Annotated in this window: 16 protein-coding genes; 4 read left to right on the forward strand and 12 right to left on the reverse strand. The window is 72.9% G+C overall.

Translation table 11 applies throughout. The annotated features are described in order from the left end of the window. Nucleotides 1-65: 65 nt before the first annotated feature. Nucleotides 66-782, reverse strand: a complete 717-nt coding sequence (locus IE311_RS19075; protein WP_189832918.1) for a LuxR C-terminal-related transcriptional regulator — start codon at nt 780-782, stop codon at nt 66-68. Next, nucleotides 779-2,041, reverse strand: coding sequence for an ATP-binding protein (locus IE311_RS19080; protein WP_189832919.1), 1,263 nt, complete (start codon nt 2,039-2,041; stop codon nt 779-781). Before IE311_RS19080 ends, IE311_RS19075 begins: the two co-directional genes overlap by 4 nt. 156 nt (nt 2,042-2,197) lie before the next feature. On the opposite strand from IE311_RS19080, the gene IE311_RS19085 reads away from it, so the two are divergent. Continuing rightward, entirely contained in the window at nt 2,198-3,544 is a 1,347-nt protein-coding gene (locus tag IE311_RS19085; protein WP_189832920.1) for a PspC domain-containing protein, read from the forward strand. A gap of 156 nt (nt 3,545-3,700) precedes the next feature. Here the strand turns inward: IE311_RS19085 and IE311_RS19090 are convergent, their stop codons facing one another. The 4 genes from IE311_RS19090 to guaA form a co-directional block, all read right to left on the reverse strand. After that, the gene (locus IE311_RS19090; protein ID WP_189832948.1) at nt 3,701-4,249 is read right to left on the reverse strand and encodes a DoxX family protein; all 549 of its coding nucleotides are present in this window, start codon (nt 4,247-4,249) and stop codon (nt 3,701-3,703) included. A gap of 302 nt (nt 4,250-4,551) precedes the next feature. Next, nucleotides 4,552-5,784, reverse strand: coding sequence for a hypothetical protein (locus IE311_RS19095; protein WP_373313897.1), 1,233 nt, complete (start codon nt 5,782-5,784; stop codon nt 4,552-4,554). Between the two features lie 180 nt (nt 5,785-5,964). Next, nucleotides 5,965-6,750, reverse strand: coding sequence for a class II aldolase/adducin family protein (locus IE311_RS19100; RefSeq protein WP_189832922.1), 786 nt, complete (start codon nt 6,748-6,750; stop codon nt 5,965-5,967). 150 nt (nt 6,751-6,900) lie between these two features. After that, the gene (gene guaA / locus IE311_RS19105) at nt 6,901-8,493 is read right to left on the reverse strand and encodes a glutamine-hydrolyzing GMP synthase (RefSeq protein ID WP_189832923.1); all 1,593 of its coding nucleotides are present in this window, start codon (nt 8,491-8,493) and stop codon (nt 6,901-6,903) included. A 321-nt stretch (nt 8,494-8,814) separates the two neighbouring features. Here guaA and IE311_RS19110 point away from each other — a divergent pair, with 321 nt between their 5' ends. After that, a complete protein-coding gene (locus IE311_RS19110; RefSeq protein ID WP_189832924.1) occupies nt 8,815-9,108 on the forward strand; it encodes a chorismate mutase in 294 nt (97 codons plus the stop codon). Nucleotides 9,109-9,829: 721 nt separating this feature from the next. On the opposite strand, the gene IE311_RS19115 is transcribed toward IE311_RS19110, so the two are convergent. The 6 genes from IE311_RS19115 to IE311_RS19140 all read right to left on the reverse strand — a co-directional run bounded on the left by IE311_RS19115 (nt 9,830) and on the right by IE311_RS19140 (nt 23,124). Then, the gene (locus IE311_RS19115) at nt 9,830-11,641 is read right to left on the reverse strand and encodes a GMC family oxidoreductase (RefSeq protein ID WP_189832925.1); all 1,812 of its coding nucleotides are present in this window, start codon (nt 11,639-11,641) and stop codon (nt 9,830-9,832) included. Nucleotides 11,642-11,694: 53 nt separating this feature from the next. Beyond that, nucleotides 11,695-13,359 carry a succinic semialdehyde dehydrogenase gene (locus IE311_RS19120; RefSeq protein WP_189832926.1) on the reverse strand — a complete coding sequence of 555 codons (1,665 nt, stop codon included), beginning with the start codon at nt 13,357-13,359 and terminating at the stop codon, nt 11,695-11,697. Between the two features lie 188 nt (nt 13,360-13,547). Beyond that, a complete protein-coding gene (locus IE311_RS19125) occupies nt 13,548-15,299 on the reverse strand; it encodes a serine/threonine-protein kinase (RefSeq protein ID WP_189832927.1) in 1,752 nt (583 codons plus the stop codon). 146 nt (nt 15,300-15,445) lie between these two features. Next, nucleotides 15,446-18,616: a protein kinase gene (locus IE311_RS19130; RefSeq protein ID WP_189832949.1), complete on the reverse strand. Its 3,171-nt coding sequence runs from the start codon at nt 18,614-18,616 to the stop codon at nt 15,446-15,448. Nucleotides 18,617-18,774: 158 nt separating this feature from the next. Then, a complete protein-coding gene (locus IE311_RS19135) occupies nt 18,775-21,231 on the reverse strand; it encodes a serine/threonine-protein kinase (RefSeq protein WP_189832928.1) in 2,457 nt (818 codons plus the stop codon). Nucleotides 21,232-21,417: 186 nt separating this feature from the next. Next, nucleotides 21,418-23,124 (reverse strand): glycerol-3-phosphate dehydrogenase/oxidase, encoded by a 1,707-nt coding sequence (locus tag IE311_RS19140; protein WP_189832929.1) that lies wholly within the window; start codon nt 23,122-23,124, stop codon nt 21,418-21,420. A gap of 262 nt (nt 23,125-23,386) precedes the next feature. Here IE311_RS19140 and IE311_RS19145 point away from each other — a divergent pair, with 262 nt between their 5' ends. Further along, nucleotides 23,387-24,628: a nucleotide sugar dehydrogenase gene (locus IE311_RS19145; RefSeq protein ID WP_189832930.1), complete on the forward strand. Its 1,242-nt coding sequence runs from the start codon at nt 23,387-23,389 to the stop codon at nt 24,626-24,628. 108 nt (nt 24,629-24,736) lie between these two features. Next, a complete protein-coding gene (locus tag IE311_RS19150; RefSeq protein WP_189832931.1) occupies nt 24,737-25,228 on the forward strand; it encodes a hypothetical protein in 492 nt (163 codons plus the stop codon). Nucleotides 25,229-25,290 lie beyond the last annotated feature (62 nt).

A 25,290-nucleotide genomic window follows, 5' to 3' on the forward strand; every position in this document is an offset into this window, starting at 1 on the left:
GGCATCGGCCTCACCCGGGCCCGACGGCTCGGGCGGGTCGGACCGTCGGGCCCGGACCCGACGGCTCAGACCAGGCGGCGGGCGGTGGCCCAGCGGGTCAGTTCGTGGCGGTTGGAGAGCTGGAGCTTCCGCAGCACCGCCGAGACGTGCGACTCGACCGTCTTCACCGAGATGTAGAGCTGCTTGGCGATCTCCTTGTACGCGTACCCGCGGGCGATCAGCCGCAGCACCTCCCGCTCCCGCTGGGTGAGCCGGTCCATGTCCTCGTCCACCGGCGGCGCGTCCGTCGAGGCGAAGGCGTCCAGCACGAATCCGGCGAGGCGGGGAGAGAAGACGGCGTCGCCCTCCTGGACCCGGAAGATCGAATCGACCAGGTCGGTGCCGGTGATCGTCTTGGTGACATAGCCACGGGCACCGCCGCGGATCACCCCGATCACGTCCTCGGCCGCGTCCGAGACGGACAGGGCAAGGAAGCGGACCGGGTCCTCCGCCGCACCCATCAGGCTCACGCACCGCCGCAACACCTCGACCCCGCCGCCACCCGGCAGGTGCACGTCGAGGAGGACGACCTCGGGGCGGGTCGCCGTGATGACGGTGACCGCCTGGTCGACATCGGCGGCCTCACCGACCACCTCGACGCCGGTGATCTCGGTCCGGCCGATCTCGGCCTGCACTCCCGTACGGAACATCCGGTGGTCGTCGACGAGCACCACCCGCACACGACGCTCCGTGCCCGCCGCCCCCGACTCGGCCCCGGTCGCTGATCCGGTCTCGTCGCTCATCCGTCCGCCCTCTCCATCTCAAGCTCCACTTCGGTGCCCCCGCCCGGCACGGACCGCAGCCGGGCCGTGCCGCCGTTGCGCTGCATCCGACCGATGATCGATTCTCGTACGCCCATCCTGTCCTCGGGCACCGCGTCCAGGTCGAAGCCCGGCCCCCGGTCCCGCACCGAGACGAAGACCGTGCGGCCCTCCACCTCGGCGTACACCTGTACGGCCCCGCCCTCGCCACCGTACTTCGCGGCGTTGACCATCGCCTCGCGCGCGGCCTGTATCTGCGCGACCAGTCCCTCGTCGAGCGGGCAGTCGCCGACGACGACCACCTCGATCGGGACTCCGTGCTTGTCCTCGACCTCGGCCGCGGCCTTCTTCACCGCCTCCGCGAGGGTCTCGGGCTCCTCGTCCTTACCCGTGCCCTCGGGCTTGTAGAGCCAGTTCCGCAGTTCCCGCTCCTGGGCACGGGCGAGGCGGCGGACCTCGCCCGCGTCCTCGGCGTTGCGCTGGATCAGGGTCAGGGTGTGCAGCACGGAGTCGTGGACGTGGGCCGCGACCTCGGCGCGCTCCTGGGCGCGGATGCGCATGGTCCGCTCCTCCGTGAGGTCCTGAGACATCCGGACCAGCCACGGGCCGGCGAGCAGCGCTATGCCGGTGAGGACCGCGACGGCGGCGGTGAGGGCCGTGCCGAGCTGGGCGACGGAGCCGCGGACCACGACGAAGACCGCGAGGCCGGTGCCGACCAGGGCGACACCGACGAGGCCTCTGACGATATGGAAGGCCCGGCTGTGGCCCCCCGCGTCGGTCCAGCTGGCCCGGCGGGCGTTGTCCGCCTGGCGCCAGACCAGGGCGACGCCGCCGCTGACGAGGATCAGAGGCCAGATGTACCGGCCGGATCCACTGTCGACACTGATGTTCCCGACGAGGACCGCGGCGCCGATCGCGAGGGCTATCAGGGCGAAGATCTGTCCCCGGTCGGGCTTGCGCAGTCTGCGGCGCCCGTCCGGAGTGGTCTCGAAGACCGGGCGGGGGGCGGTCCGGCCGCCGACGCCGAGCGGGACGACGATCCAGAAGGCCGCGTAGATCAGGAGGCCGAGGCCGTCCATGAAGAACAGCACCAGGAAGATCACGCGCACCCAGACGACCGGGAGGCCGAGGTGCCCGGCGAGGCCGCGCGCGACACCGCCGAGCCATCGCCCGTCGGCGCTCCGGTAGAGCCTGCGCACGGGCGGTTCGTCGGTGTCGGTGACACGAGCGGCTGCGGACATGCACCGATCGTCACACGTTCGGCCCGCCCGGGACATCAGGGTCCGCCCTGAGATCGCCCCTGGTACCGCCTCGGGGAGAAGGGGACGCGGAATATCAGGGTCGGGCCAGGGTCGGCCCCGGTGCCGCTCGGCATCACGGGCCGTCACCATGGATGCATGACGAGTTCGATGCCTTCGCAGCACGAGGCCCCGCCGCCGGCGGAGGCCGTTCCCGCCCCGCCCCTGCGGCGCTCGCGCGACAGCAAGGTCGTGGGCGGTGTCTGTGGGGGCCTCGGCCGGTACTTCGACCTGGACCCGGTGATCTTCCGCGTCGTGGTCGGTGTGCTGGCGGTGCCGGGAGGCCTCGGACTGATCTTCTACGGCTTCGCCTGGCTGCTGGTCCCGCTCGCGGGCGAGGAGGAGAACGAGGGGCGCAGACTGCTGACCGGCCGTGTCTCCGGTGCCACGCTGGCCGCCATATTGATGGCCCTGGTGGGCTGCGGGATCTTCCTGTCGATGCTGCACAGCGGGACGATGCTGGGCTCGGCGCTCCTGGTGGCGTTCGTCGTGTCGGCGGCGTCGGTCTGGTCGCGGCGCCGGCAGTCCGGTGCGGTGGAGCCCGAGGGCCGGGTGGATTCGGCGGCCGCCGCCCACGCGGTCGCCGTGGCCCCGCCCGAGACCAAGGCTCCGCCGCGGGTCGAGTTCACGTCCTGGTGGAAGGACCCGATCGTCAAGGACGGTTCCACGGGCAAGGTGGCCGTCGGCTATCTGTGGGGGCCGCACGGCATCCTGGACGAGGACGGTCGGGTGGACGGCAAGGTGCCGAAGCCCGGCAGTCAGTGGAGTGCCGGTCCCCCGGCCCCCGGGCGCCCCCAGCCCTCGATCCGGAGAAGTCCGCGTTCCATCGGTGGTCTCGTCTTCCTGCTGGCCATGGGCGCGGCCGTGCTCGGCACCGCTCTGACCTGGGAGTCCCAGCCGCTGGGCACAAGCCTGCAGACCGGTCTGGTCGCCGCCCTCGCCGTGTTCGGTCTCGGCCTGGTCGTCAGCAGTTTCCTCGGCAGGACCGGGTTCGGCACGGTCTTCCACACCGTCGTCACGGCGGGGCTGCTCGTCCTGGTCACCGCGCTGCCCCAGCAGATCACCACGGACTGGATCCGCGAGACATGGAGACCGGCGTCCGCCGCCGCCGTGCAGCCGCGATACGAGGTGGGCACCGGGGTCGGCATGCTCGATCTGGCGGGGCTCCCGCTCCCGGCGGGCACGACCGTCTCGACGTCGGTCGAGGTGGGCGCGGGGCAGCTCAAGGTCGTCGTCCCGAAGGACGCGGTCGTCACGCTGCGCGCCCAGGTGGGGCTGGGAGATCTGCAGCTGCCCGGTGAGCCGCCCAACGACATCGACATCTCGCCGGACCGCGACGTGACGCGGACGCTGAACCCGCCGGCCGGGACCACCCCGGCGGGCACCCTGGACCTCTCTCTCGAGGTCGGCATCGGACAGGTGGAGGTCACCCGTGCTGCTTCATGAGTTCCGGCCCGGCCGTCTCCTCGCGGGTCTGACGGCCCTCGCCGTGGCCACGGTCTACGCGGGCGACGCCGCGGGATCGTGGACGACCCCGTGGTACGTGGCGATCCCGATCGTCTGCGGTGGCCTGGGCCTGGCCGGCCTGGCGACCTGGGTCGCCTATCGCATACGGCGCCGCTCGGCGAGGAGCCGGTCCAGCGACAGAACCGGCGCACCGGCCAGCAGCAGCGGCAGCCAGGCCATCAGATAGGCGAGGTCGTTGCCGAGGTAGTACGGGTTCACCTGCCAGCTCACGGTCAGCCAGAGGCTCAGGGAGATCAGGGCTCCCCCGAGCGCCGCCAGGCGGGCGAAGAGACCCACCAGGGTTCCGAGGCCGACGGCGAGCTCCCCGAAGGCGATGGCGTAGCCGAAGCCGGTGGGGCTGTTGAGGGCGAGGTCGACCAGGGCGGGGATGGCCGAGGTGTCCCGGACGCCGCGCATCGTCTCGCCGATGGAACCGCTGCCGGTGTCGGCGAAGAAGGCGGGGTCGGTGAGCTTGTCGAGACCGGCGTAGATGAACGTGATGCCGAGGAAGAGCCGGAGGGGAAGGAGGGCGTAGCGAGAGCCGAGGACCTTCCACCGGTCGAGCCCGCCGGAGCCACCCGAACCGCCGGAGCCACCCGAGGCACCGGAACCACCGGGGCGGCCCGCACCACCGGCACCACCCACGCCGCCGGTACCGTCCACGCCGTCGGCACCCGCGCCACCCGCGCTGCCGGCACCGCTCCCACCGCCCACGCCGCCCGCGCCGCCGGTCCCGTCGGCCGTGCCGTTCGCCCGGTCCGCGTGTCCCGTCATGGTCGGCCACCTTTCCTCGCCCCGTACGACTGTCCGCGGAACGATTCTCCTCGCACCACCGCCCCGGGGATACGTGAAGGGGGCCGTAAGAAAGGGGGCCGGAGGAGAGCGGCGCCGGAGGCGCCGAGAGAAGGGGCGCCGGAAGGGAGGGGCCGGGAGATCGGTGCGGAGGGTCAGTCCACGACGTCGATCGTGACGCTGTTGGTCTCGACGCCCGCCGCTGTCACGACCGAGACCTCCACGCGGCCCGGTTCCACGTCCGCCGGGAGGGGGACGGTCAGGGTGGCGTCGGTGGGGTTGGCGAAGCCGCCCGGGACCGGGACCAGGGGGACGTGGGCGTGGACCGGGCCGATGCGGACGACGAGGCGGGTCAGCGGGTCGGGGGCGGCGGCGCCGGGCGGCACGAAGCCGCAGCCGCGGATCTCGATGTCGTCGCCCGTGCGGATCGGGGCGTCGAGATCGCCGGCCTCCCGGGACCGGACCACGGAGTGGATCGTGGGGCGGACGCCCTCGGTGTACTTCGCGGCGAGGTGCCAGGCCGCCGAGACGCCGAGGAGCAGCACGAGGGACCAGGGCACGGTGGGGAGCCCCGCGGGGTCGCGGGCGAGCCCGACGGCCGCGAGGGCCAGGACGGAACCGGAGGCGAGGAGGTACTGGACGTCGGCGAGGTTGGCCCGGCCGCTGTCGTCGCAGAGCAGATCGGCGGCGCGTGGGCGGTCGGCGCGCACCTTCTGGAGACGGCGGGAGGCGATGCCCGCGGAGACGACGAGGCGGGCGGTGACGGTGACGGCGGAGACCAGGGCGAGGGCGGTCAGCAGACCGGCGCCGCGGGCCAGACCGAAGGCGGTCGCGCCCGGTGACAGGAAGGCCAGGAAGAGGAGGGTGTAGCCGAGGAGGAGGAGCCAGGCGGCGGCGACGGCACGGGTGGTGGAGAGCCGGTTGTCCTCGCCGATCAGAGGGGCGACGAGACCTCCGCGGGAGCGGTGGGCGTGCGCGGCGGCGCTGAGCAGGACGGCGAGGACCACGGCGGTGCAGAGGCCGGCCGTGCGGGCCCCGGTCCAGCCGCCGTCGATGGCGGTGAGTGCCTGGCCGAGGAGGAGGGCGAGGACGGCGCCCCAGACGGTGCCGAGGCCTCCGCGCCGTACCCGCTCGAGCCAGGCCACGCCGGCCTCCCGGCCGTGGACGGCCACCGCGCGGGCGGACTGGGCGAGCTCGTCGGAGACCCACTGGCGGGCGGCGACCGGGGAGTGGGCGACGGCGGCGGGAACGCCGTGCCCGGCGGCGAGTTCGTCGCGCCGGGCGAGGAAGGCGGCGACGGCACGACGGTGGCCGGCCTGTCCGCAGTGGGCGCAGCCGGCACAGGCCGTCGCGTGCTCGCCGTACTGTCTCGCCTCTTGAACCGCCACGGTGCTCACTTCCCGACCTCGCTTCACGACACGTACCGGCGCGTCCCGAAGGGTCAACCAGCCGTAGCTTTCAGGGAATTGTGTCGCACCGGAGGCTTCCGCGCCTGCTTCGTGCGCCCCGCCGGAGGGTGATTGCCGAGCCATCCCATTGACGTACAGAAGGGTGAAGCGATGGTGTTACTACAGGAGTTCGGGCTCCGTTCGGCTGATCCTGCGCCAGAGCGGCTGGTAGTTGATCCAGGCGACGAGGTCGCTGCCGAGCTGTTCGCGGGTGGCGAGGGCCTCGCGGTGGTCGATGAGGACCGGATTGCCGGCCGCCCGCGCGGCCAGCTGGACCTGGGCGCAGCGCTCCAGGGCGATGAACCACCAGGCGGCCGCGTCGACGGAGGTGCCGACGGTGAGCAGTCCGTGGTTGCGGAGCACGATCGCCTTGAACGTGCCGAGGGCGACGGCGATCCGGCGTCCCTCCTCGGTGTCCACGGTGACGCCGGTGTAGGCGTCGTAGAGGGCGTGGTCCTGGTAGAAGGCGCAGGCCTCCTGGGTGATCGGGTCGAGGAGTTCGCCGAGCGCGGCGAGGGCCCGCCCGTGGAGGGAGTGGGTGTGGGCGACGGCGACGGCGTCCGGTCTGGCCCGGTGCACCTGGGCGTGGACGGTGAACGCGGCCTGGTTGACGTGCTGGCCGCCCCGGACGACCTGCCCGTCGCCGTTGACCAGGATGAGGTCGCTCGCGGCCACCTCCTCGAACGGCGCCCCGAAGGGGTTCACCCAGAAGCAGTCGGTGTATTCGGGGTCGCGGGCGGTGATGTGACCGGAGACGCCCTCCTCGTACCCGAACCGCCCGAAGACCCGGAGCGCGCCCGCCAGTCGCTGCTTGCGGTGGGTGCGTTCCTCCTCGGCCGTCGCGTGGACGGGCGGCATGGCGAAGTGGAGCCGGTCGACGGGGACGGGGTCGGGTATCACGCTCATGCGCCGGAAGGTAACGCCCGGCCGGTCAAGTCACCAGAGTCCGGACGGCATCGAAAGACGTCTTCGCGAGGGGCCGGGCACGACGAAGCCGCCGCCCCGCGCGAGGGGCGCGGGAGCGGCGGCTTCGGTCGGCTCGGGGAGCGGGAGCGACTACTCCCACTCGATGGTGCCCGGCGGCTTGCTGGTGACGTCGAGGACGACTCGGTTGACGTCCGCGACCTCGTTGGTGATGCGGGTCGAGATCTTGGCGAGGACGTCGTACGGGAGACGCGACCAGTCGGCCGTCATCGCGTCCTCGGAGGAGACGGGACGCAGCACGATCGGGTGACCGTAGGTGCGGCCGTCGCCCTGGACGCCCACGGAGCGGACGTCGGCGAGCAGGACGACCGGGCACTGCCAGATCTCGCGGTCGAGACCGGCGGCGGTGAGCTCCTCGCGGGCGATGGCGTCGGCCTCGCGCAGCAGGTCCAGGCGCTCCTTGGTGACCTCGCCGACGATGCGGATGCCGAGGCCGGGGCCGGGGAACGGCTGGCGCTGGACGATCTCCTCGGGCAGGCCGAGCTCCTGGCCGACCATGCGGACCTCGTCCTTGAAGAGCTGGCGCAGCGGCTCGACGAGCTCGAACTCCAGGTCCTCGGGGAGGCCGCCCACGTTGTGGTGGGACTTGATGTTGGCGGTGCCGGTGCCGCCGCCGGACTCGACGATGTCCGGGTACAGGGTGCCCTGGACGAGGAAGGCGACCTCGGGGCCCTCCTCCTGGAGGATCTCCAGCTGCGCCTGCTCGAAGACGCGGATGAACTCGCGACCGATGATCTTCCGCTTGGTCTCCGGGTCGGAGACCCCGGCGAGGGCGGCGAGGAAGCGCTCCTGCGCGTCGACGACCTTCAGGTTGGCGCCGGTGGCGGCGACGAAGTCCTTCTCGACCTGCTCGGTCTCGTCCTTGCGCATGAGGCCGTGGTCGACGTACACGCAGGTGAGCTGCGAGCCGATGGCCTTCTGCACGAGGGCGGCGGCCACGGCGGAGTCGACGCCGCCGGAGAGACCGCAGATGGCGCGCTTGTCGCCGACCTGGGCGCGGATGGCCGCGACCTGCTCCTCGATCACGTTGCCCGTGGTCCAGGTGGGCTCGATGCCGGCGCCGCGGTAGAGGAAGTGCTCCAGGATCTGCTGGCCGTGCGTGGAGTGCAGCACCTCGGGGTGGTACTGGACGCCGTACAGCTTCTTCTCGTCGTTCTCGAAGGCGGCGACCGGCACGACGTCCGTGGACGCGGTGACGGAGAAGCCCTCGGGGGCGGCGGAGCAGGCGTCGCCGTGCGACATCCACACGGACTGCTCGACCGGGGTGCCCTCGAAGAGGGTGGAGCCGGCCCTGGAGACGTGCAGCGGGGTCCGGCCGTACTCGCGGGCGCCGGTGTTGTCGACGGTGCCGCCGAGGGTCGTCGCCATCAGCTGGAAGCCGTAGCACATACCGAAGACGGGGACGCCCGCCTCGAAGATCTCGCGGTCGAGGCGGGGGGCGTTCTCGGCGTACACCGAGGACGGGCCGCCGGAGAGGATGATCGCCTTCGGGTTCTTGGCCAGCATCTCGGCCACCGGCATGGTGGACGGGACGATCTCGCTGTAGACCCGGGCCTCGCGGACTCGGCGGGCGATGAGCTGGGCGTACTGGGCGCCGAAGTCGACAACGAGGACTACGTCCGGGTTGGTGACGTCGGGCGCGGCAGCGGGGGTCGCTGATGACACTACGGCGGCCTTCCGGCGGTAGGAGGAGGGTCCCCCGAAGGGGGGTGCTATTTGTCGATTCTACCGGCGCGCCGGTGGCGCTTTTCGTCTCACCATCCGAACCCGGGTTGGCTCCGGTCGGGCGGAGGGGTCCATACTGTCGCCATGCGTAAGCTCACGACCTTCGTCTTTACCTATGGCAACCGGCCCACCGGCTGCCATGGTCGTGCTGCTTGAGCAACTGACAAGCGACTTCCCAGGCGCCCCGGGCTGACAGCCCGGGGCGTTCTGTCGTTCCCGGGCCGGTTTCCCCAGGGCCTCCGACACCCCAGGAGCCCCGTTATGACGACGAACACCGCCACCCCCGAGAAGACCGGCGCCCGCACCGCCGAAGCGGCGACGCTGATCGGTGACGCCCGTGAGCGGATCGACGCGCTCGACGACCGGATCATCGGTCTCATCCAGGAACGGATGGCCGTCTCGGCCGTCATCCAGGAGTCGCGGATCTCCTCCGGGGGCCGCCGGGTGAACCTGGCTCGCGAGATGGAGGTCCTCGGTCACTACAGGGACGCGCTGGGCAAGCCGGGTACGTCCCTCGCGATGACGATGCTGGAGCTCTGCCGGGGCCGCATCTGAGAAGGGCCCCGTCCGGTCCGGGTGCGTTCCCGGATCTGAGTTCGGGCCCGCTCTCACCCGTACGGCGCGTGACCGGCTCCGGCCCGGCTTCGTTGGTCCGGGTGTCCGTGCCAGCCAGGGGCGGGCCCGTAAGAAACCACGCGTGGCTTCGCTGGGGCGTGTGGCGTACCTCCGGTACGTCGTGGGACCTCGCACCAGCGCTTGTGACCGGACAGCAGGGGACAGCAGCCCGGTCGCCCAGAAGGAGCGGTCGGTCCCGGGGACGCCCGGGGCCGGCCGCAACCGGCTCTTTCCGTCGCGGCGGACCCGAGACCTCACACCGTGCGGTACCCCCGAACCCCGTCCCGTCCCCTTCCCCACGCGGCGCGACCCCCCGGCGCCGCCCCGCTCGGCGCCGCCGCTGCCCTGACACCGGTGCCGACCCCCGAGGGCCCCGTGCCGCGACCGGAATCGCGCCACGGGGCCCTCGCCCGCGTGCACCCGCCCGACCGGCCACTGACGTGACGCGCGTCACACGAAGATCCTGTGCAACGGCTACAACCTTCTCCGCCGGTCGCGGGTCATCTATGCAGCAACACCAAAGCTGGTGGGGGCGCTGCACTCGGAGGGGGGTGCAGCGCCCCTTACCTGTATCGAGCCCGCATCGGACCTGTGCCGGCTCGCCGGTGTCGCTTCACCTGCGACGACCTGCGACGACCTGCGTCGGCTCGCCCGCGTTCGGTCACGACGCCTTCGGCGGAACCACCGGCATCCCGAGGAACGGCAGCCGCAGCGCGCCGAAGGCCTCGGCCGGGACCGCGGGGGACTTGGGCTCGACCGCCGAGATCCGCGCGTACGCCTCGCCCTGTCGCGGTCGCGGGTCCTCCTCGCCCTTGTTCGGCCAGAAGGACATCGCCCGTTCCGCCTGCGCGGTGATCGTCAGCGACGGGTTCACGCCGAGATTCGCGGAGACGGCCGCGCCGTCGACGACGGAGATTCCCGGGTGGCCGAAGAGCCGGTGGTACGGGTCGATGACACCGGACTCGGCGTCCGCGCCGATCGGGCAGCCGCCGAGGAAGTGGGCGGTGAGCGGGGTGCCCATCAGCTCGCCGACGTTGGAGCCGGCGAAGCCGTTGATCTCCTCGGCGAGGAGGGTGGCGGCCTTGGTCGCGGCCTCGATCTGCGTCGGGTTGGGGGCCCCGTGGCCCTGGCGGGCGGTGAGCAGGCCCTTGCCGACGCCGCCCGGCTTGCGGTAGGTCGTCAGGGAGTTGTCCAGGGACTGCATGACGAGGCCGATGATGGTCCGCTCCGACCAGCGCCGGTTGGACAGCGAGCGGGCCGCGAGTGCGGGGTGCTTGACGATTTCGAGCAGCCACCTGCGGACCCGGTGTGCGCCGTACGGCACCTGGAGGATCGTCAGCGCGCCCATCGAGTTGGAGCCCTTGCCGTACCGGACGGGCTCGATGTGGGTGTTCTCGTCGGGGTGGATCGAGGAGGTGATGGCGACGCCGCGGGTGAAGTCGGCCTTCTCCTTGCCGTGCCTCTTCCGGTAGCGCCGGTCGGTGGTCTGCGAGCCGACGAGGCCCTCGGAGTTGGTACGGGTCAGCTCGCCGAGCCGGGACGAGATCCGGGGCAGCAGTCCGGTGTCCTTCATCCGGTGCAGCAGGGTCTGGGTGCCGTACGTGCCGGCGGCGATGACGACCTTGCGGGCCGTGAAGGTACGGCCCTTGCCCTTCCTCCGGTTGTCGGAGGGGAGGGTCTTGACGGCGTAGCCGCCCCGCGAGTCCTCGGTGACCGCGACGACCGAGGTCATGGGATGGACGGCCGCGCCCGCCTTCTCGGCGAGGTGGAGGTAGTTCTCGTTCAGGGTGTTCTTGGCGCCGTGCCGGCAGCCGGTCATGCATTCGCCGCACTCGGTGCAGGCCTTGCGGGAGGGTCCGGCCCCGCCGAAGAACGGGTCGGGCACCTCGCCGCCCGGCTTCGCCTTTGCCGTGCCGTCGCCGTCCTGTCCGTCCCCGAAGAACACTCCGACGGGCGCCATGTGGAAGGTGTCGCCGATGCCCATGCTCTGCGCGGTCGCCTTGAGGTGGACGTCCGACGGGGTCATGGTCGGGTTGATCCGGACGCCGAGCATCCGCTTGGCCTGGTCGTAGTAGGGGCCCAGCTCCTCGCGCCAGTCCGTGATGTCCTTCCACTGCGGGTCGTCGAAGAACGGCGCGAGCGGCTCGTAGAGGGTGTTGGCGTAGTTCAGGGAGCCGCCGCCGACGCCCGCGCCGGCCAGCACCATGACGTTGCCCAGCAGGTGGATCCGCTGAATGCCGTAGAGGCCGAGGGCGGGGGCCCACAGGAAGTTCTTCACGTCCCAGGAGTTCTTCGGCAGGGTCTCGCGGGTGAAGCGGCGCCCCGCCTCCAGGACGCCGACCCGGTAGCCCTTCTCGGTGAGCCGGAGGGCGGTGACCGAACCGCCGAAGCCGGAACCGACGACGAGGACGTCGTAGTCGTACGCCTCGTCCTCCGTCTGCTCCTGATTTTGGGTAGGGGGTACCGCGGTCATGGCTCTCCTCGTACGAAAAGGGACGGTCGGGGGTGCGGAGGCGGAGCGGGGGCTCAGCGCAGACGCAGGGCCTTCATCGCCTTCAGGGACACGCTCATGAACGCGGCGTACTTCTCGTCGTCCATCCCGAAGGAGGGCGCGAGCGGCATCAGCCGCTGCTGGGCGACGGTCTGGGCCTCGGTGTACTTGAGGATGCCCTCGGAGCCGTGCCGACGGCCGAGACCGGAGTCCTTCATGCCGCCCATCGGGGACTGGACGCTGCCGTAGGCGGGGGCGTACCCCTCGTTGATGTTGACCGTGCCGGTGCGCAGCCGGGCCGCGACGGCGTGGCCGCGACGGGAGTCCTTCGTCCAGACGGAGGAGTTCAGGCCGTACGGGGTGGCGTTGGCGAGGTCGACGACCTCGTCCTCGTCGGTGAAGCGGTAGATCGAGACGACCGGGCCGAAGGTCTCCTCGCCGCAGACCGCCATCGGGGCCTCGACGCCGTCGAGGATGGTCGGCTCGTAGAAGAGGGGGCCGATGTCGGGGCGCGCGACGCCGCCCGCGACGAGCGTGGCGCCCTTGGCGACGGCCTCGTCGACGTGCTTCGTGACCGTCTCCAGCTGGCGCTCGCCGACGAGGGAGCCCATGTCCGCCCCGTACGCGAGGGAGCCACCGAGCCGCATGGCCTTGGTGCGGGCGGCGAAGCGGTCGAGGAAGGCGTCGGCGATCGACTCGTGCACGTAGAGGCGCTCGATGGAGATGCAGAGCTGGCCGGCGGAGGAGAAGCAGGCGCGGACGGCTCCGGCGGCGGCCTTCTCGATGTCGGCGTCCTTGAGGACGAGCATCGCGTTCTTGCCGCCGAGTTCGAGGGAGACGCCGACGAGCCGGGCGGCGGCGCCCTGGGCGACCTCGCGGCCGGTGCGGGTGGAGCCGGTGAAGGAGACGTAGTCGGCGTGCTTGACGACCTCGGGGCCGACGACCGGGCCCTCGCCGAGGACGACCTGGAAGACCTCGGCGGGCAGTCCGGCCTCGATGAGCAGGTCACGGGCCCAGAGCGCGGTGAGCGCGGTCTCCGTGTCGGGCTTCATGACGACGGCGTTGCCCGAGACGAAGGCGGGGAGCGCGTCGCCGACGGAGAGCTCCAGCGGGTAGTTCCAGGGCGCGATCTGGCCGACGACCCCGCGCGGCTGGCGGAGCTCGGTGACCTTGGTGAGGGTCGGGACGACACCGGTGTGATGACGGGGGCGCAGGTAGGAGGGGGCCTTGCGGCCGTAGTGGCGGGCGGCGACGGCGACCGCCTGCACCTCCTCGTGGGCGTGCAGACGCGCCTTGCCGGTCTCCAGCTGGATGAGGTCGAGGACCTCGGACTGCCGCTGGAGGACGAGGTCGTGGAAGCGCAGCAGGACGGCGGCGCGGGTCTTGACCGGGGTGGCGGCCCAGACGGTCTGGGCGGCGCGCGCGCGGCTGAAGGCCTCGGCGACGTCCTCGGGGGTGGACTCGGGCAGGTCCGCCAGCTTCGCCCCGGTGAAGGGGGTGTGGTTGGCGGTGCGGCCGGAGCCGACGACGCCGCGGGTGAGCCGGGCGATCACGTCGGGCGTCACGACGTCGGCGGCGGTGCGGGCGCCGGCGGGCGCGGGCGCGACCGGGTTGGTGGCCGCGGCGGGCGCGGCGACTCCGGCCTGCGCGGCGGGGGCGTCGGGAACCGAGAGGGCGGCGGGGGCCTGCGAGTCCGTCATGAGGGCGAGCGTAGGCGGCGTTCCGCCCTTTGGGTACCCGTCGGTAACGCGTTTTCACCGGGTGCGCACATCGCGCCAGCGATCACTGGCATATAAGCCCTGATCAGGGGCTTATGACATACGGAGGCCCGTCGTGGAGAATTTCCGACGCCCCGCGCGGGTCCCCTCCGGCGGTCCCGCCCACCGGTTCATTCGCCCGGTGCCCGCCAGTACTGGAGGACGATGTCGAACTGCTCCCGGGTGGTCTCCCAGCTCGACTCCGGCGAGGACATGTAGATCGCGTACTCCGTGCCGTCCTCGCCGTAGTACATGAGGTCGATCGCGTGCCGCGGCCCGGGGAAGTCCCGCTTCTCCATCCAGGTGAACTCCCACTGGCAGGCGCGGACCTGGTCGCGGTAGGTGGTCTGGCCGAGCTTGACCCGGTTGTAGGTCATCCGCTTCTCCACCGTGCGTTCCAGGTCGAGGGCGTGCATGTACGGGTTCTCGAAGTCGGGGCTGGGGTCGATGTTGATCCGGATGCGGTGGCGGCCGTTGTCCGGGGTGTAGTCGATGTTGTCGCCCTCGGTCTGCCGCTTCCAGCCCTCGGGTACGGCGAGGCTGAAGCCCTCCCGGTCCTTGACGCGCTTCCAGCCGGCCGGCAGGTCGCTCCCGGCGCCTCGGGTGGCGGCACCGGAGGAGGACGGTCCGGTGACCGTGGGCCGCGCGCCCTCGCGGCCACCGCCCGTGTACTGCATGGCGGCGAAGACGGCACCGCCCGCGACGAGTCCGGCGAGCAGGGCCGCCAGGACGGCGGTACGCCAGCGGCCACGGCCGGAGGCCTGCGCGGGGGGCGCGGCCGTCGGCACCACCGTGACCGGAGAGACGGGCGGGTGCGACGGCGAGCGGGGCTCGACCGACTGCGGCGGCTGCGGCCACTGGGCGGTACGGACCGGCGCGGACGGACGGGAGGCGCCCGTCGGACCCGTGGCGTCCCGAGCGCCCGCCCCGTCGTCGTCCTCGCTCAGCTCCACCAGGTCGAGGCCGAAGGCCGAACCGTCCCCCACCGGGTCCAGGTCCTCCCTGGCCACCCGCTGGGTCGGCACGTACGCCTGTGCGGCCTCCGGCGTACGCCCCTCCATCGCGTCGAGCAGCATCCGGCCGGCCTCGTCGGCCTTCGGCCGCTGCTCCGGGTCCTTGCGCAGCAGCGCCACGATGACGGGGGCCAGCGGCCCGGCCTTCTCCGGGTACGGCGGCTCCTCGGCCACCACGGCCTGCATGGTGCTGATCGGGGAGGTGCGTCGGAACGGGGAGGTGCCCTCCACCGCCGTGTAGAGGGTGGCCCCGAGCGACCAGAGGTCGGAGGCCGGGCCGGGGTCGCCGCCCCGCACCCGCTCGGGCGCCAGATAGTCGATGGAGCCGACGAGTTCACCGGTTCGGGTGATCGTCGCGTCCCCCTCGATCGCCGCGATCCCGAAGTCGGTGATCAGGACCCGCCCGTCGCGCGCCAGCAGGACGTTGCCCGGCTTGACGTCCCGGTGCAGCACCCCGGCCGCGTGCGCGGCGCGCAGCGCGCCGAGGACGTGCAGCCCGATCCTGGCCGCCTCGTGGGGATCGATCGGGCCCTTCTCCTTGGCGGCGTCGGCGAGCGAGGGCCCGTCGACGTACTGCATCACGATCCACGGCCGGTCGTCGTGCTCCAGAACGTCGTGGACGGTCACCACACCCGGGTGGGTGATCCGCGCGGCGGCCCGCGCCTCCTTCTGCGTACGGGCGTGGAGCACGAGCCGGTCGGCCTCCGCCACGAAGCGGCCGGCCGTCAACTCCTTCACCGCCACGACGCGGTGCAACACCTCGTCGTGCGCCCGCCAGACCTTGCCCATGCCGCCGCGTCCGATGGACTCGCCCAGCCGGTAGCGACCGGCGAGCAACAGCCCCGCCCCTGTGCTCTGAGAATGTTCCACTTGCCCCCGCCCGTTCCTTCGGATGCCAGGTTACGGAGGGGGGTACGGGCGACGGAACCTCGGGGCTGTCATAGGAACAGCACTGTGACCGGGGGCCGGTGGGCATTTCCGGCGCACCGGGGGCGCACCCGTCCGTTCCGTCCGGTTCAGCGCCCCGGACGGAAGCCCTTCGTGGCCTCGTCGAAGATCTCGGAGACCTTGCGGCGCGCGCCGTCCGGGCCGATGACCTGGACGACGTGGTACCTGCCGCCGCTGATCAGGGCCAGGTTGCGGACGTACACCTCGCGTCCCGTGCTGTCGAGCCACACGTAACTGCCCGTGGCCGTCGCCGTCGTGCCGATGTCGATCCGGCGCGTCTCCTCCACCCGGGACCAGCTCGACGCCCGCCACGGCTCCAGCTCGCGCTCCTTGGCGTTCTGGTACTCCACCGGGTCGGAACCGTTGTCGCGGACGCTGTCCCGGCCGGGCACCACGATCATCGTGAAGTCGCCCCTGGAGTAGCGCACTTGCCCGGCGTCGTTGATGGCGCTGCGCCGCCAGCCGTCCGGTACGCCGATCCGGAACCCCTCGGGGTCCTGACGCAGCGCGTACCCGGCGGCGAGCACGGGCGCCGAGGGATCCGCGGCCGGCGGGGTGGTCCGCGGCGTCGCGGGCGGCGCCGTGGTCGCGGGCGGACGGCTCGTGGCCGGCGCGGAACCGCCGGGGGTGCGCCCGGCGGTGGGAGTGGTCGCGCCGTTCGGCTTCCCGGACGTCTCCCCGTCACCGGGCATGAAGAGCACGGCGTACGCGACGGCCCCGCCGAGCAGGAGGACGACGAGGACCAGAAGCGTACGGCCCAGGGTGTGCGGGGAGCCCGACTGCCGGGAGGACGACGGACGGCCCGCGCGCGGCGACCGGGACGCGCGCTGCGGAATCTCCTCGTGGAACGAGTCCCGGAAATCCTCGGGGAACTCCTCGCGGGCAGGCGCCTGTACGGGCGCGGGCTCGCGCTCGCGCCCCCGGACGTCCTCGTGGCGGGCCGGAGGGCGCGGGTCCTTGCCGCGCTTGTGGCGGTGGCGTCCCGCGCCCCCGCGCCTGCGGCGCACCAGTTCGCCGCGCCGGCGCACGATCGGCAGCCGTGTCTCGTCGAAGGACGGCAGCGGTACGACTCCGAGACCGGCCTCCGGCTCCGGGGCCGAGCGCACGAGGGAACGCAGCCAGCCGCGCAGCTCCTCGAAGTCGGGGCGCTCGGTGGGGTCCTGACGCAGCAGGGACTCCACGACCGGGCGCAGCGGTCCGCATTCCTCGGCGAACGCGGGCGGCTCGGCGCAGACCAGCTGGACGAGCTCGGCGGCGCTGTCCTCCGGGTAGGGGGCGTGCCCCTGGACGGCCCGGTAGAGGAGCGCGCCGAGCGCCCACAGGTCGGTGGCGGGGCCGATGGGCGCGGCGAGACGCCAGTTCTCGTGGACGGGACCCGCCTGTTCGGGTGCCCAGCGTTCGGTGACGGCGCCGACGACCGCGATCCGGGTCTGCCGGGCCCGCTCGGCGGCCAGCCTCGTCGTGGGGCCCCGGTCCACCCCCGCGGGGACGGCGACCCGCTCCCGTACCTCCCCGCGGGCACCCGTGGGGACGGGGAGGCGCGTGGGGTCCGGGGTCGCGGCCGTGTACCCGGCGGGCAGCGCCGGGCGGCCCGAACCGGGCAGCACGGGGCCGCGTCCGGGCCCCGAACCGCCTCCGGCCGGTATCGGCCCGGAGCCGTCCCGCGAGGCGTGCGGACCGTCGCTCCAGCTGCCGGCCAGCATCACGCGCGGCGGCGGACCCGACCGCGGGCCGGAGGCCGACCCGCCGCCGTACGGCTCGTCGCCGTCGTCCTCGTCGTCCTCGTCGTCGTCCGCCACCCGCGCCCACCACTGCGGCTCGGGCGCACCGGCCGCCTGGGCGGTCGGCGCCGGGGGCGGCTCGGGCGGAACCGCCGGCGCGGGGCGCTGGGCGGGGAGCGCCCCGGTCTCACCGAGCCGGGCCGCGGCGCGCGCACCGGCACGGTAGGCGGCGATCGCTCCGGCTCGCGCGGCGCGTACGTCCGCGGCGGGCGGCGCGGCCGCGGGCTGTGTCCCGGCGGTGGGCGGCGGCACCGAGCGGCCGTAGGGATCGGTGCCGTATCCGTCGGGGGCGGTCCCGTAGGGGGGGGCCGTGTCGTCGTCCGGACCGAAGCCGGAGGCGTAGGTCCTGGGCGCGGGCGGGCCGGTGACGGGCTCGTCGTAGGAGCCGTCCCCGGACTCGGCGGCGTACGCGTCGGGTTCGGGTGCGTAGGGGCCGGGCTCGTCGTAGGTGCCGGGGTCGAGCGCGTAGGCCGACCCGGCTCCGTGGTCGTGGTCCGGGTCGTGGGCGTGGCCGTAGCGGTAGCCGTACTCGGGCTCCGTGCGCGCTTGCGGCTCGTCCCCGGTCTCCTCGACCGGGTCGTCGGCCGGTTCGACGACCCGGTCCTCGTCCGGGTCAGTCCCGTACTCGGCCCCGTACTCGGCCCCGTACTCGGCCCCGTACCCGGTCCCGTACTCGGTCCCGTACTCCGTCTCCCCGTAGGGGATCCGCTCCTCGCCCTCCTCGTACACCTCCGCCTCGTACAGCTCGGTGCCGTACTCACCGGACTCGTACGCGGCGGAGCCGTACTCCACGGTGCCGTACTCCCGCGCCTCGTACTCCTCCACCGGCGCCGGCCAGGCGGGCGGCTCGTCCGGTTCCGCCTCGGGTACGGGCGCGTACCCGCAGAGGGCCTCCTCCGCGGCGCCGACCGCGAGGCCCGTGAGGACCACCCGCCCGTCGTCGCAGACGAGCACGGTCCGCGCGGTGATGTTCCGGTGCACCCAGCCGTGGGCGTGGAGCGCGCGCAGGGCGGTGAGGACGTCGGCGCCGATCTCGGCCGCCCGGTACGGGTTGAGGGGCCGCTCGGCGAGGAGCGCGGCCAGTGGCCGGGCCGCGACGCGCTCACTCACTATCCAGAGCGAGCCGGCCTCCGCGAACACGTCGAAGACCTGGTCGAGGAGGGGGTGGTCGGGGATCTGCGCGGCGGCCTGGGCCGCCTCGATCGCCCGCCGCACGACGGGCTCGGCCGGGCGGCGGGTCGCCCGGCCCGCGCCGCCGTGAGCACCGGCGTGAGCGGCCTCGCCGTCGAGCACCTCGGCGTCCACGAACTCCGGCAGCGGCACCTGGCGGACCAGGACCTCCTGCCCGCTGAACGTGTCGAAGGCGCGCGTCTCCGCCAGGTCGTCCGCGTCCGCGTCCGCCGGCGGCAACGGCAGGCGGTAGCGGTCCGCGAGCACCCTTCCCGCGTAGTCGTCCACGACGCCTCCCCACGCGCGCACGCTGTCCCCCGTGGACCCGCGGATCCCTCGGGATCGAGCGGGATCACGCGAGTCCGTCAATTCCGGTCCGACACCGTGCAGTCAACGGCTCTGTTCGGCTGCGTACGGTCGTCGGACCTTCACGATACGTGCGACGGTCAGTCCTTGGGGCTGAACGTGGCGAACGCGGTCTCCCGCAGCGTCTTGCACTCCGCGCCGTTCCACTCGTCCGCCTTGCAGCTGACCATGATGGAGTAGCCGTGCCGGGCGTCCACCTTGAAGCCGCGGTTGAGCACATGGACGCGCATGCCCTGCTGGACGCGCTCGAACTCCCAGTCGGCGACCGTCGGGTAGCCCTTGTACGAGACCGTCCGGATGCCGAAGTGCTTGTAGCCCTTGCTGGTGGCGGCCACGCCGATCTTGCCCAGCTCCCAGGCGGCCGCCGCGTCGTCCTTCGGACTGGCGTTGAAGTCGACCTGGATGCGCGGGAAGCCGCCGCTCTCACTGAATATCCCGCCACCGCTGTAGCCCGGTATCGACCGGACCTCGAACCCGGAGGGCATCGCCATGGAGAAGTGGAAGCGCTCGTTGGTGACCAGGGTGTAGCCCGCGGGCAGCTGCGTACCCTTGCCGCCGCCGGGCTTGCCGGACGGCGTGACGCCGTTGCCGGTCGACCCCGTGGACCCCGTGGAGCCCGTCGTGCCGTCGGCGCCCGTCGACCCGGTGGAGCCGGTGTCGCCGGGCTGTGCGCCGCCCTGCTGGCCGGGGCCGCCGGGCGTCTGGCCCTTGCCTCCGTCGGAGCCGCCGTCAGCACCGTCACCGCCGGCCGAGGCTCCGGCCGAGGCCGCGGTGCCGCCGTTCCCCTTGCCCTGCTTGTCGTCGTCGCCACCGCCGAGGGAGACCGCGAGGATCGTCCCGAGCAGGGCGAGAACGGCGACCGCGGCGATGATCACCAGCGTGCGCCGGGGTACGACGTCGGTCAGCGGCGCGCGGGCCGTCGCCGGTCTGCCGGTACCCCGCGGAGAGGTGGGGGCCGCGCCCGTCCTCGCGCCCGTCACCGACGAGGACTTCGACTCGGGCTTCACGGAGGCCGCCGCGTTGCGGACGGAGTTCAGCGCGCCCCGCATTCGGTCGGTGGACGCGTCGGGCGTCCTGCCGAGGTCGGCGACCGGCCCCACCGGCGCCTGCTCGGGTCGCGGCGGCAGCGGTACGACCCTGGTGACCTCGGGGGAGACCGGCGGCGCCACCTCGGGCGCGTCGAGCACGGCCATCAGCAGGACCCGCGCGCGGGCGTCGTCGAGCCGCTGGGCCGGGTCCTTGGCGAGAAGGCCGTAGATGACCTTCTCCAGCTCGGGTCCCGCGTTCTTCGGCGGGTCGACCGGCTCGATCATCACCGCCGTGAGGGTGGCGATGGCGGAACCCTTGTCGTACGGCGGGCTGCCCTCGACCGCCGCGTACAGGAGTCCGCCGAGCGACCACATGTCGGCGGCCGGGCCGGGCTTGTGGCCGCGGGCCCGCTCCGGGGAGATGTACGAGGGGGCGCCGACGAGCATGCCGGTGGAGGTGATCGAGGGATCGCCCTCCACCTGGGCGATGCCGAAGTCGGTGAGGACGACCCGGCCGTCCTCGGCGATCAGCACGTTGGACGGCTTCACGTCGCGGTGCAGGATGCCCTCACGGTGCGCCGAACGGAGCACGTCGAGGATGGCGAGCCCGACCTCGGCGGCGCGCCGGGGCGTGAGCGTGCCGTCCTCGCGCACGGCGTCGGCGAGGGACTTGCCCTCGATGAGCTCCATGACGATCCACGGACGGTCGTCCTCGTCGACGACGTCGTACACGGTGACGGCGCCGTTGTTGCGGATCCGGGCGATGGCCTTCGCCTCGCGCAGGGTCCGGGTGATGAGGCGGCGCTTCTCGTCCTCGTCGATGCTGGTGGGGAACCGGAGTTCCTTGACGGCGACGGTCCGGCCGAGCGTCTCGTCGACCGCGCGCCACACGGTGCCCATGCCGCCGCGGCCGAGAACCCCGCCGAGCCGGTAGCGGCCGGCGAGCAGCCGTCCCTCGTTGACCGGGGCCTTGCGCCCCCGGTCGCCGCCGCGTGCGGTGCCGGTCTGCGTCCGGCGGTCGCTCTCGCCGTCACCGTCGCCCGCGCCGAACCCGGCCCGTCCGGTGGACGGCTCGGTCCCCCGCAGCCGCCCGGCGGCGGAGACGTCCTCGCTCCGGCGCGCGCCGGAGCCCGCCCCGGCCCCGGACGGCTCGCCCGCGGAGCCCTTCGGGTCCCGGGGGTCCGTGGGGCTCTTGGCGCTCCGAACGTCCTGAACGTCCTTCACGTCCCCGACGCCCGGGGCGTCCTGAACGTCCTTCACGCCCCGAACGTCCGAGTCCCGGACCTCCGGGTCCGACGTGCCCGAATCCCGGACGTCCCCGTCCCGTACTTCTGGCCGCCGACCCTCGGATGCGTCGTCCGCACCCTGCCTGACCTGCGCGTCCTTCGCGGCCCGCGCCGCTTCACGTGCGGCCGGGACCGCTCCTCGGTCGCCGTCGGTCGCGGCCCCCGCGGCGGCGTCCCGCCTGGGGTCCTTCGCCGTGTCCCGCGACTGCTCCGCCTCCGACATGCGTCCCCTCTGCGATCCCTGATCTTCGCCGCGTCTGCCGCTTCCCGCGCGATGCGGTAACCCGCCCTGGAAGAGAGGCCATTGTCCCTCACCTCGGGACGGGTGCCGCCCCCGGGTCCGTACTCCGGAATGACGACGCCCCCGCACACCCCCCAGGTTCCCACCTGCGGGCGACCGGACGTCCCGTCAGATCGGCACGATGTCCGGCGCGCCGAGCCGTGCGGCGTCCGCGGTGAGGTCGTCGGGCTGCCGCTGCGACTCCCGTTCCGCCTCGACCCGCTTCTCGTAGTGCTCGATCTCCTTCTCGATCTGGTGCTCGTCCCAGCCCAGGACCGGCGCCATCAGCTCGGCGCAGACGCGGGCGCTGAGGGTGCCCCGGTCGAAGGTCTCGATGGAGATTCTGGTCCTCCGGGTGAGGACGTCGTCGAGGTGGCGCGCGCCCTCGTGGGAGGCGGCGTAGACGATCTCGGCGCGGAGGTAGTCGTCGGCGGCCGCGAGCGGTTCCGCGAGTCCGGGGTCCTCGGCGATGAGGTCGAGGATCTGTTCCGTCAGGGATCCGTAGCGGTTGAGGAGATGCTCCACCCGGACGACGTGGAGGCCGGTCCGCGCGGCGATCCTCGCCCGCGCGTTCCACAGGGCCCGGTAGCCCTCGGCGCCGAGGAGCGGGGTGTCCTCGGTGACGCAGGGAGCGACCCGCTGGTCGAGGCCGTGCACGGCCTCGTCGACGGCGTCCTTGGCCATCACGCGGTACGTCGTGTACTTGCCGCCCGCGACCACGACCAGGCCGGGGACCGGGTGGGCGACGGTGTGCTCGCGCGAGAGCTTGCTCGTGGCGTCCGACTCGCCGGCGAGCAGCGGCCGGAGGCCGGCGTAGACGCCCTCCACGTCGTCCCGGGTGAGCGGGGTGGCGAGCACGGTGTTCACATGCTCCAGGAGGTAGTCGATGTCGGCGCTGGACGCGGCGGGATGGGCCTTGTCGAGGTCCCACTCGGTGTCGGTGGTGCCGACGATCCAGTGCCGCCCCCACGGGATGACGAAGAGCACGGACTTCTCGGTGCGCAGGATGAGTCCGGTGGACGAGTGGATCCGGTCCTTGGGGACGACGAGGTGGATGCCCTTCGAGGCGCGGACGTGGAACTGGCCGCGCTCGCCGATGAGTGCCTGGGTGTCGTCGGTCCACACTCCGGTGGCGTTGACGATCTGCTTGGCCCGGATCTCGTACTCCGCCCCGGCCTCGACGTCCTGGACGCGGGCCCCGACGACCCGCTCGCCCTCGCGCAGGAAGCCGACGACGCGGGCCCGGCTGGCGGCCAGTGCGCCGTAGGAGGCGGCGGTGCGCACCAGGGTGGTGACGAAGCGGGCGTCGTCCATCTGGGCGTCGTAGTACTGGAGGGCGCCGACGAGGGCGTCCTTCCTGAGGCAGGGGGCGACCCGCAGGGCACCCCGCCGGGAGAGGTGCCGGTGGGCGGGGAGGCCGCGGCCGTGGCCCGAGGAGAGCGACATCGCGTCGTACAGCGCGACGCCGGAGCCGGCGTAGAACCGCTCCCAGCCCTTGTGCTGGAGCGGATAGAGGAAGGGAACCGGCTTCACCAGGTGGGGTGCGAGCCGCTCCAGGAGCAGTCCGCGCTCCTTGAGGGCCTCCCGCACGAGGGCGAAGTCCAGCATCTCCAGGTAGCGCAGGCCGCCGTGGATGAGCTTGCTGGACCGGCTGGAGGTGCCGGAGGCCCAGTCGCGCGCCTCGACGATGCCGGTGGAGAGGCCTCTCGTGGCGGCGTCGAGGGCCGTCCCCGCGCCGACCACTCCGGCGCCGACGACCAGCATGTCCAGCTCTCGCTCGGCCATGGCCGCGAGCGCTTCGGCGCGCTCGGCGGGTCCCAGTTTCGCTGTCCTCACGGTGCAGCCTCCCGTCGTCCCCGTCGTCCCAGCACGTGAACCGGGCCATGCGGTCCGGCTCACAGCTCGATTCTGTCCCTCCCCGGCGACTTCAGCCACCGCCTCGCCGCCGACCTGTGGATAACACTCGGCAACCTTCGGCATCACAATGCGACATGTCGGTCATATTTACGCCTAGTCTGACATTGCGCTCGACCCGTTCTGTCCACCGGGCTTGCGCGTCGCGTCCCCTCCGGCTACTGGGAAGGACGGCCCACCCCCCATGCCCGCTGACCTCGCCGTCATCGGCCTCGGCCACCACGGACTCCCCCTGGCCCAGGCCGCCACCGCCGCCGGTGTCGACACCATCGGCTACGACACCGACCCCCGCCCCGTCGCCGAACTCGCCGCGGGGCGCTCCCCGGTCGACGGCTCGCTCACCGTCCCGGAGATCCGCCGGATGCTCTCGGGGGGCTTCCGGCCGACCACCGACCCCGCCGAGCTCGGCCGGGTCCGCACCGCCGTCCTGTGCGCCCCCACCCCCCTCGGCCCCGACCACACGCTCGACCTCACCGCCGTCACCGACGCGGCCCGCGCGCTCGCCGCCCGGCTGCGCCCGCACACCACCGTCCTCCTCGAGTCCCCGGTCCCCCCGGGCACCACCGAGGGCCTGCTCCGCGACGTCCTCGAAACGGGCTCGGGCCTCCGCGCGGGGCGCGACTTCCACCTCGCGTACTCCCCCGGCCGCCTCGACCCCGGCAGCCGTACCCACGGCTTCGCCGGCACCCCCAAGGTGATCGGCGGCCTCACCCCCGCCTGCACCGAATCGGCGGCTGCCTTCTACGGCCGGCTCACCGACAAGGTGGTACGCGCGCGTGGCCCCCGCGAGGCGGAGACGGTCAAGCTCCTGGAGACCAACTTCCGGCACGTCAACATCGCCCTGGTCAACGAGATGGCGGTGCTCTGCCACGAACTCGGCGTCGACCTGTGGGACGTCATCCGCTGCGCCGAGACCAAGCCCTTCGGCTTCCAGGCCTTCCGCCCGGGACCGGGGGTCGGCGGCCACGGCGTGCCCGTCGACACGGTCGGCGCCCACCGCCCCCTCCGTCTCGTCGAACTCGCCGGTCAGGTCAACGAGCGCATGCCGCAGTACGTCGTCCAGCGCGCCGCGACCCTCCTCAACGAGCACGGCAAATCGGCCCGCGGCGCCCGCGTCCTGCTCCTGGGGATCACGTACAAGCCCGACCTCCCCGACCGCCAGGGATCCCCCGCCGACGAGATCGCCCGCCGTCTCATGGACCTCGGCGCGGCCGTCAGCTACCACGACCCCCACGTCCCCGACTGGCGCGTCCGCGACCTCCCCGTCCCCCGCGCGGACTCCCTCTACGAGGCCGCCGCCCACGCGGACCTGACCGTCCTGCTCCAGCAGCACCGCACCTACGACCTCCAGGGCCTCGCGGTGAAGGCCCAACTCCTCCTCGACACCCGGGGCGCCACCCCCACGGGCACCGCCCACCGTCTCTGACCTGCACGACCGGCGGAAATCCCTGTCGCACTGTCACAGCCGACTGCTAGCCTCCGGGCCTCTCGCACGCACACACGTGCGGCTTCCGTCCCTGGGGGGATCCACAGCATGAGCCAGCCCGTTCCGCCGCCCGGCAACCCGTTCGCCGACGGCGTCGCACCCCAGCAGTACCCGGTCGCCCCGCCGCCCGCGCCCACCCGCGACAACCTGGCGCTCGGCCTCGTCGCCGCCCTGGTCACGGCCCTCGTCACGGCCGGTGCCTACGGCGCCCTCATCGGCGGCGTCGAGCGCGAGATCGGCTGGGCCGCGGTCGGCGTCGGCTTCCTCGTCGGCCTCGTGGCCGGCAAGGTCGGCGGCCGCAACCCCGTCCTGCCGGTCGTCAGCGCGGTGCTGGCCCTGGGAGCCGTCTACCTCGGTCAGCTCGTGGGCATCGCGGTCCTGCTGTCCAAGCAGCTGAACGTCTCCGCCACGGACCTCTTCCTGGAGGAGTTCGGTCTGCTCACCGAGGCGTGGAGCGAGACCAAGGACGGCCTGACCTTCCTGTTCTTCGCCATCGCCGCCTTCGCCGCCTTCTCCGGCGCCAAGAAGGCCTCTGCCTGAGCAGCGGTCCACGCGCCCAGCTCCGTACGTACGAGAAGGGGCCCCGCACCGGATGGTGCGGG

Origin of the sequence: Streptomyces zaomyceticus (assembly GCF_014656215.1) — a bacterium.
GTDB classification, from domain to species: domain Bacteria; phylum Actinomycetota; class Actinomycetes; order Streptomycetales; family Streptomycetaceae; genus Streptomyces; species Streptomyces zaomyceticus.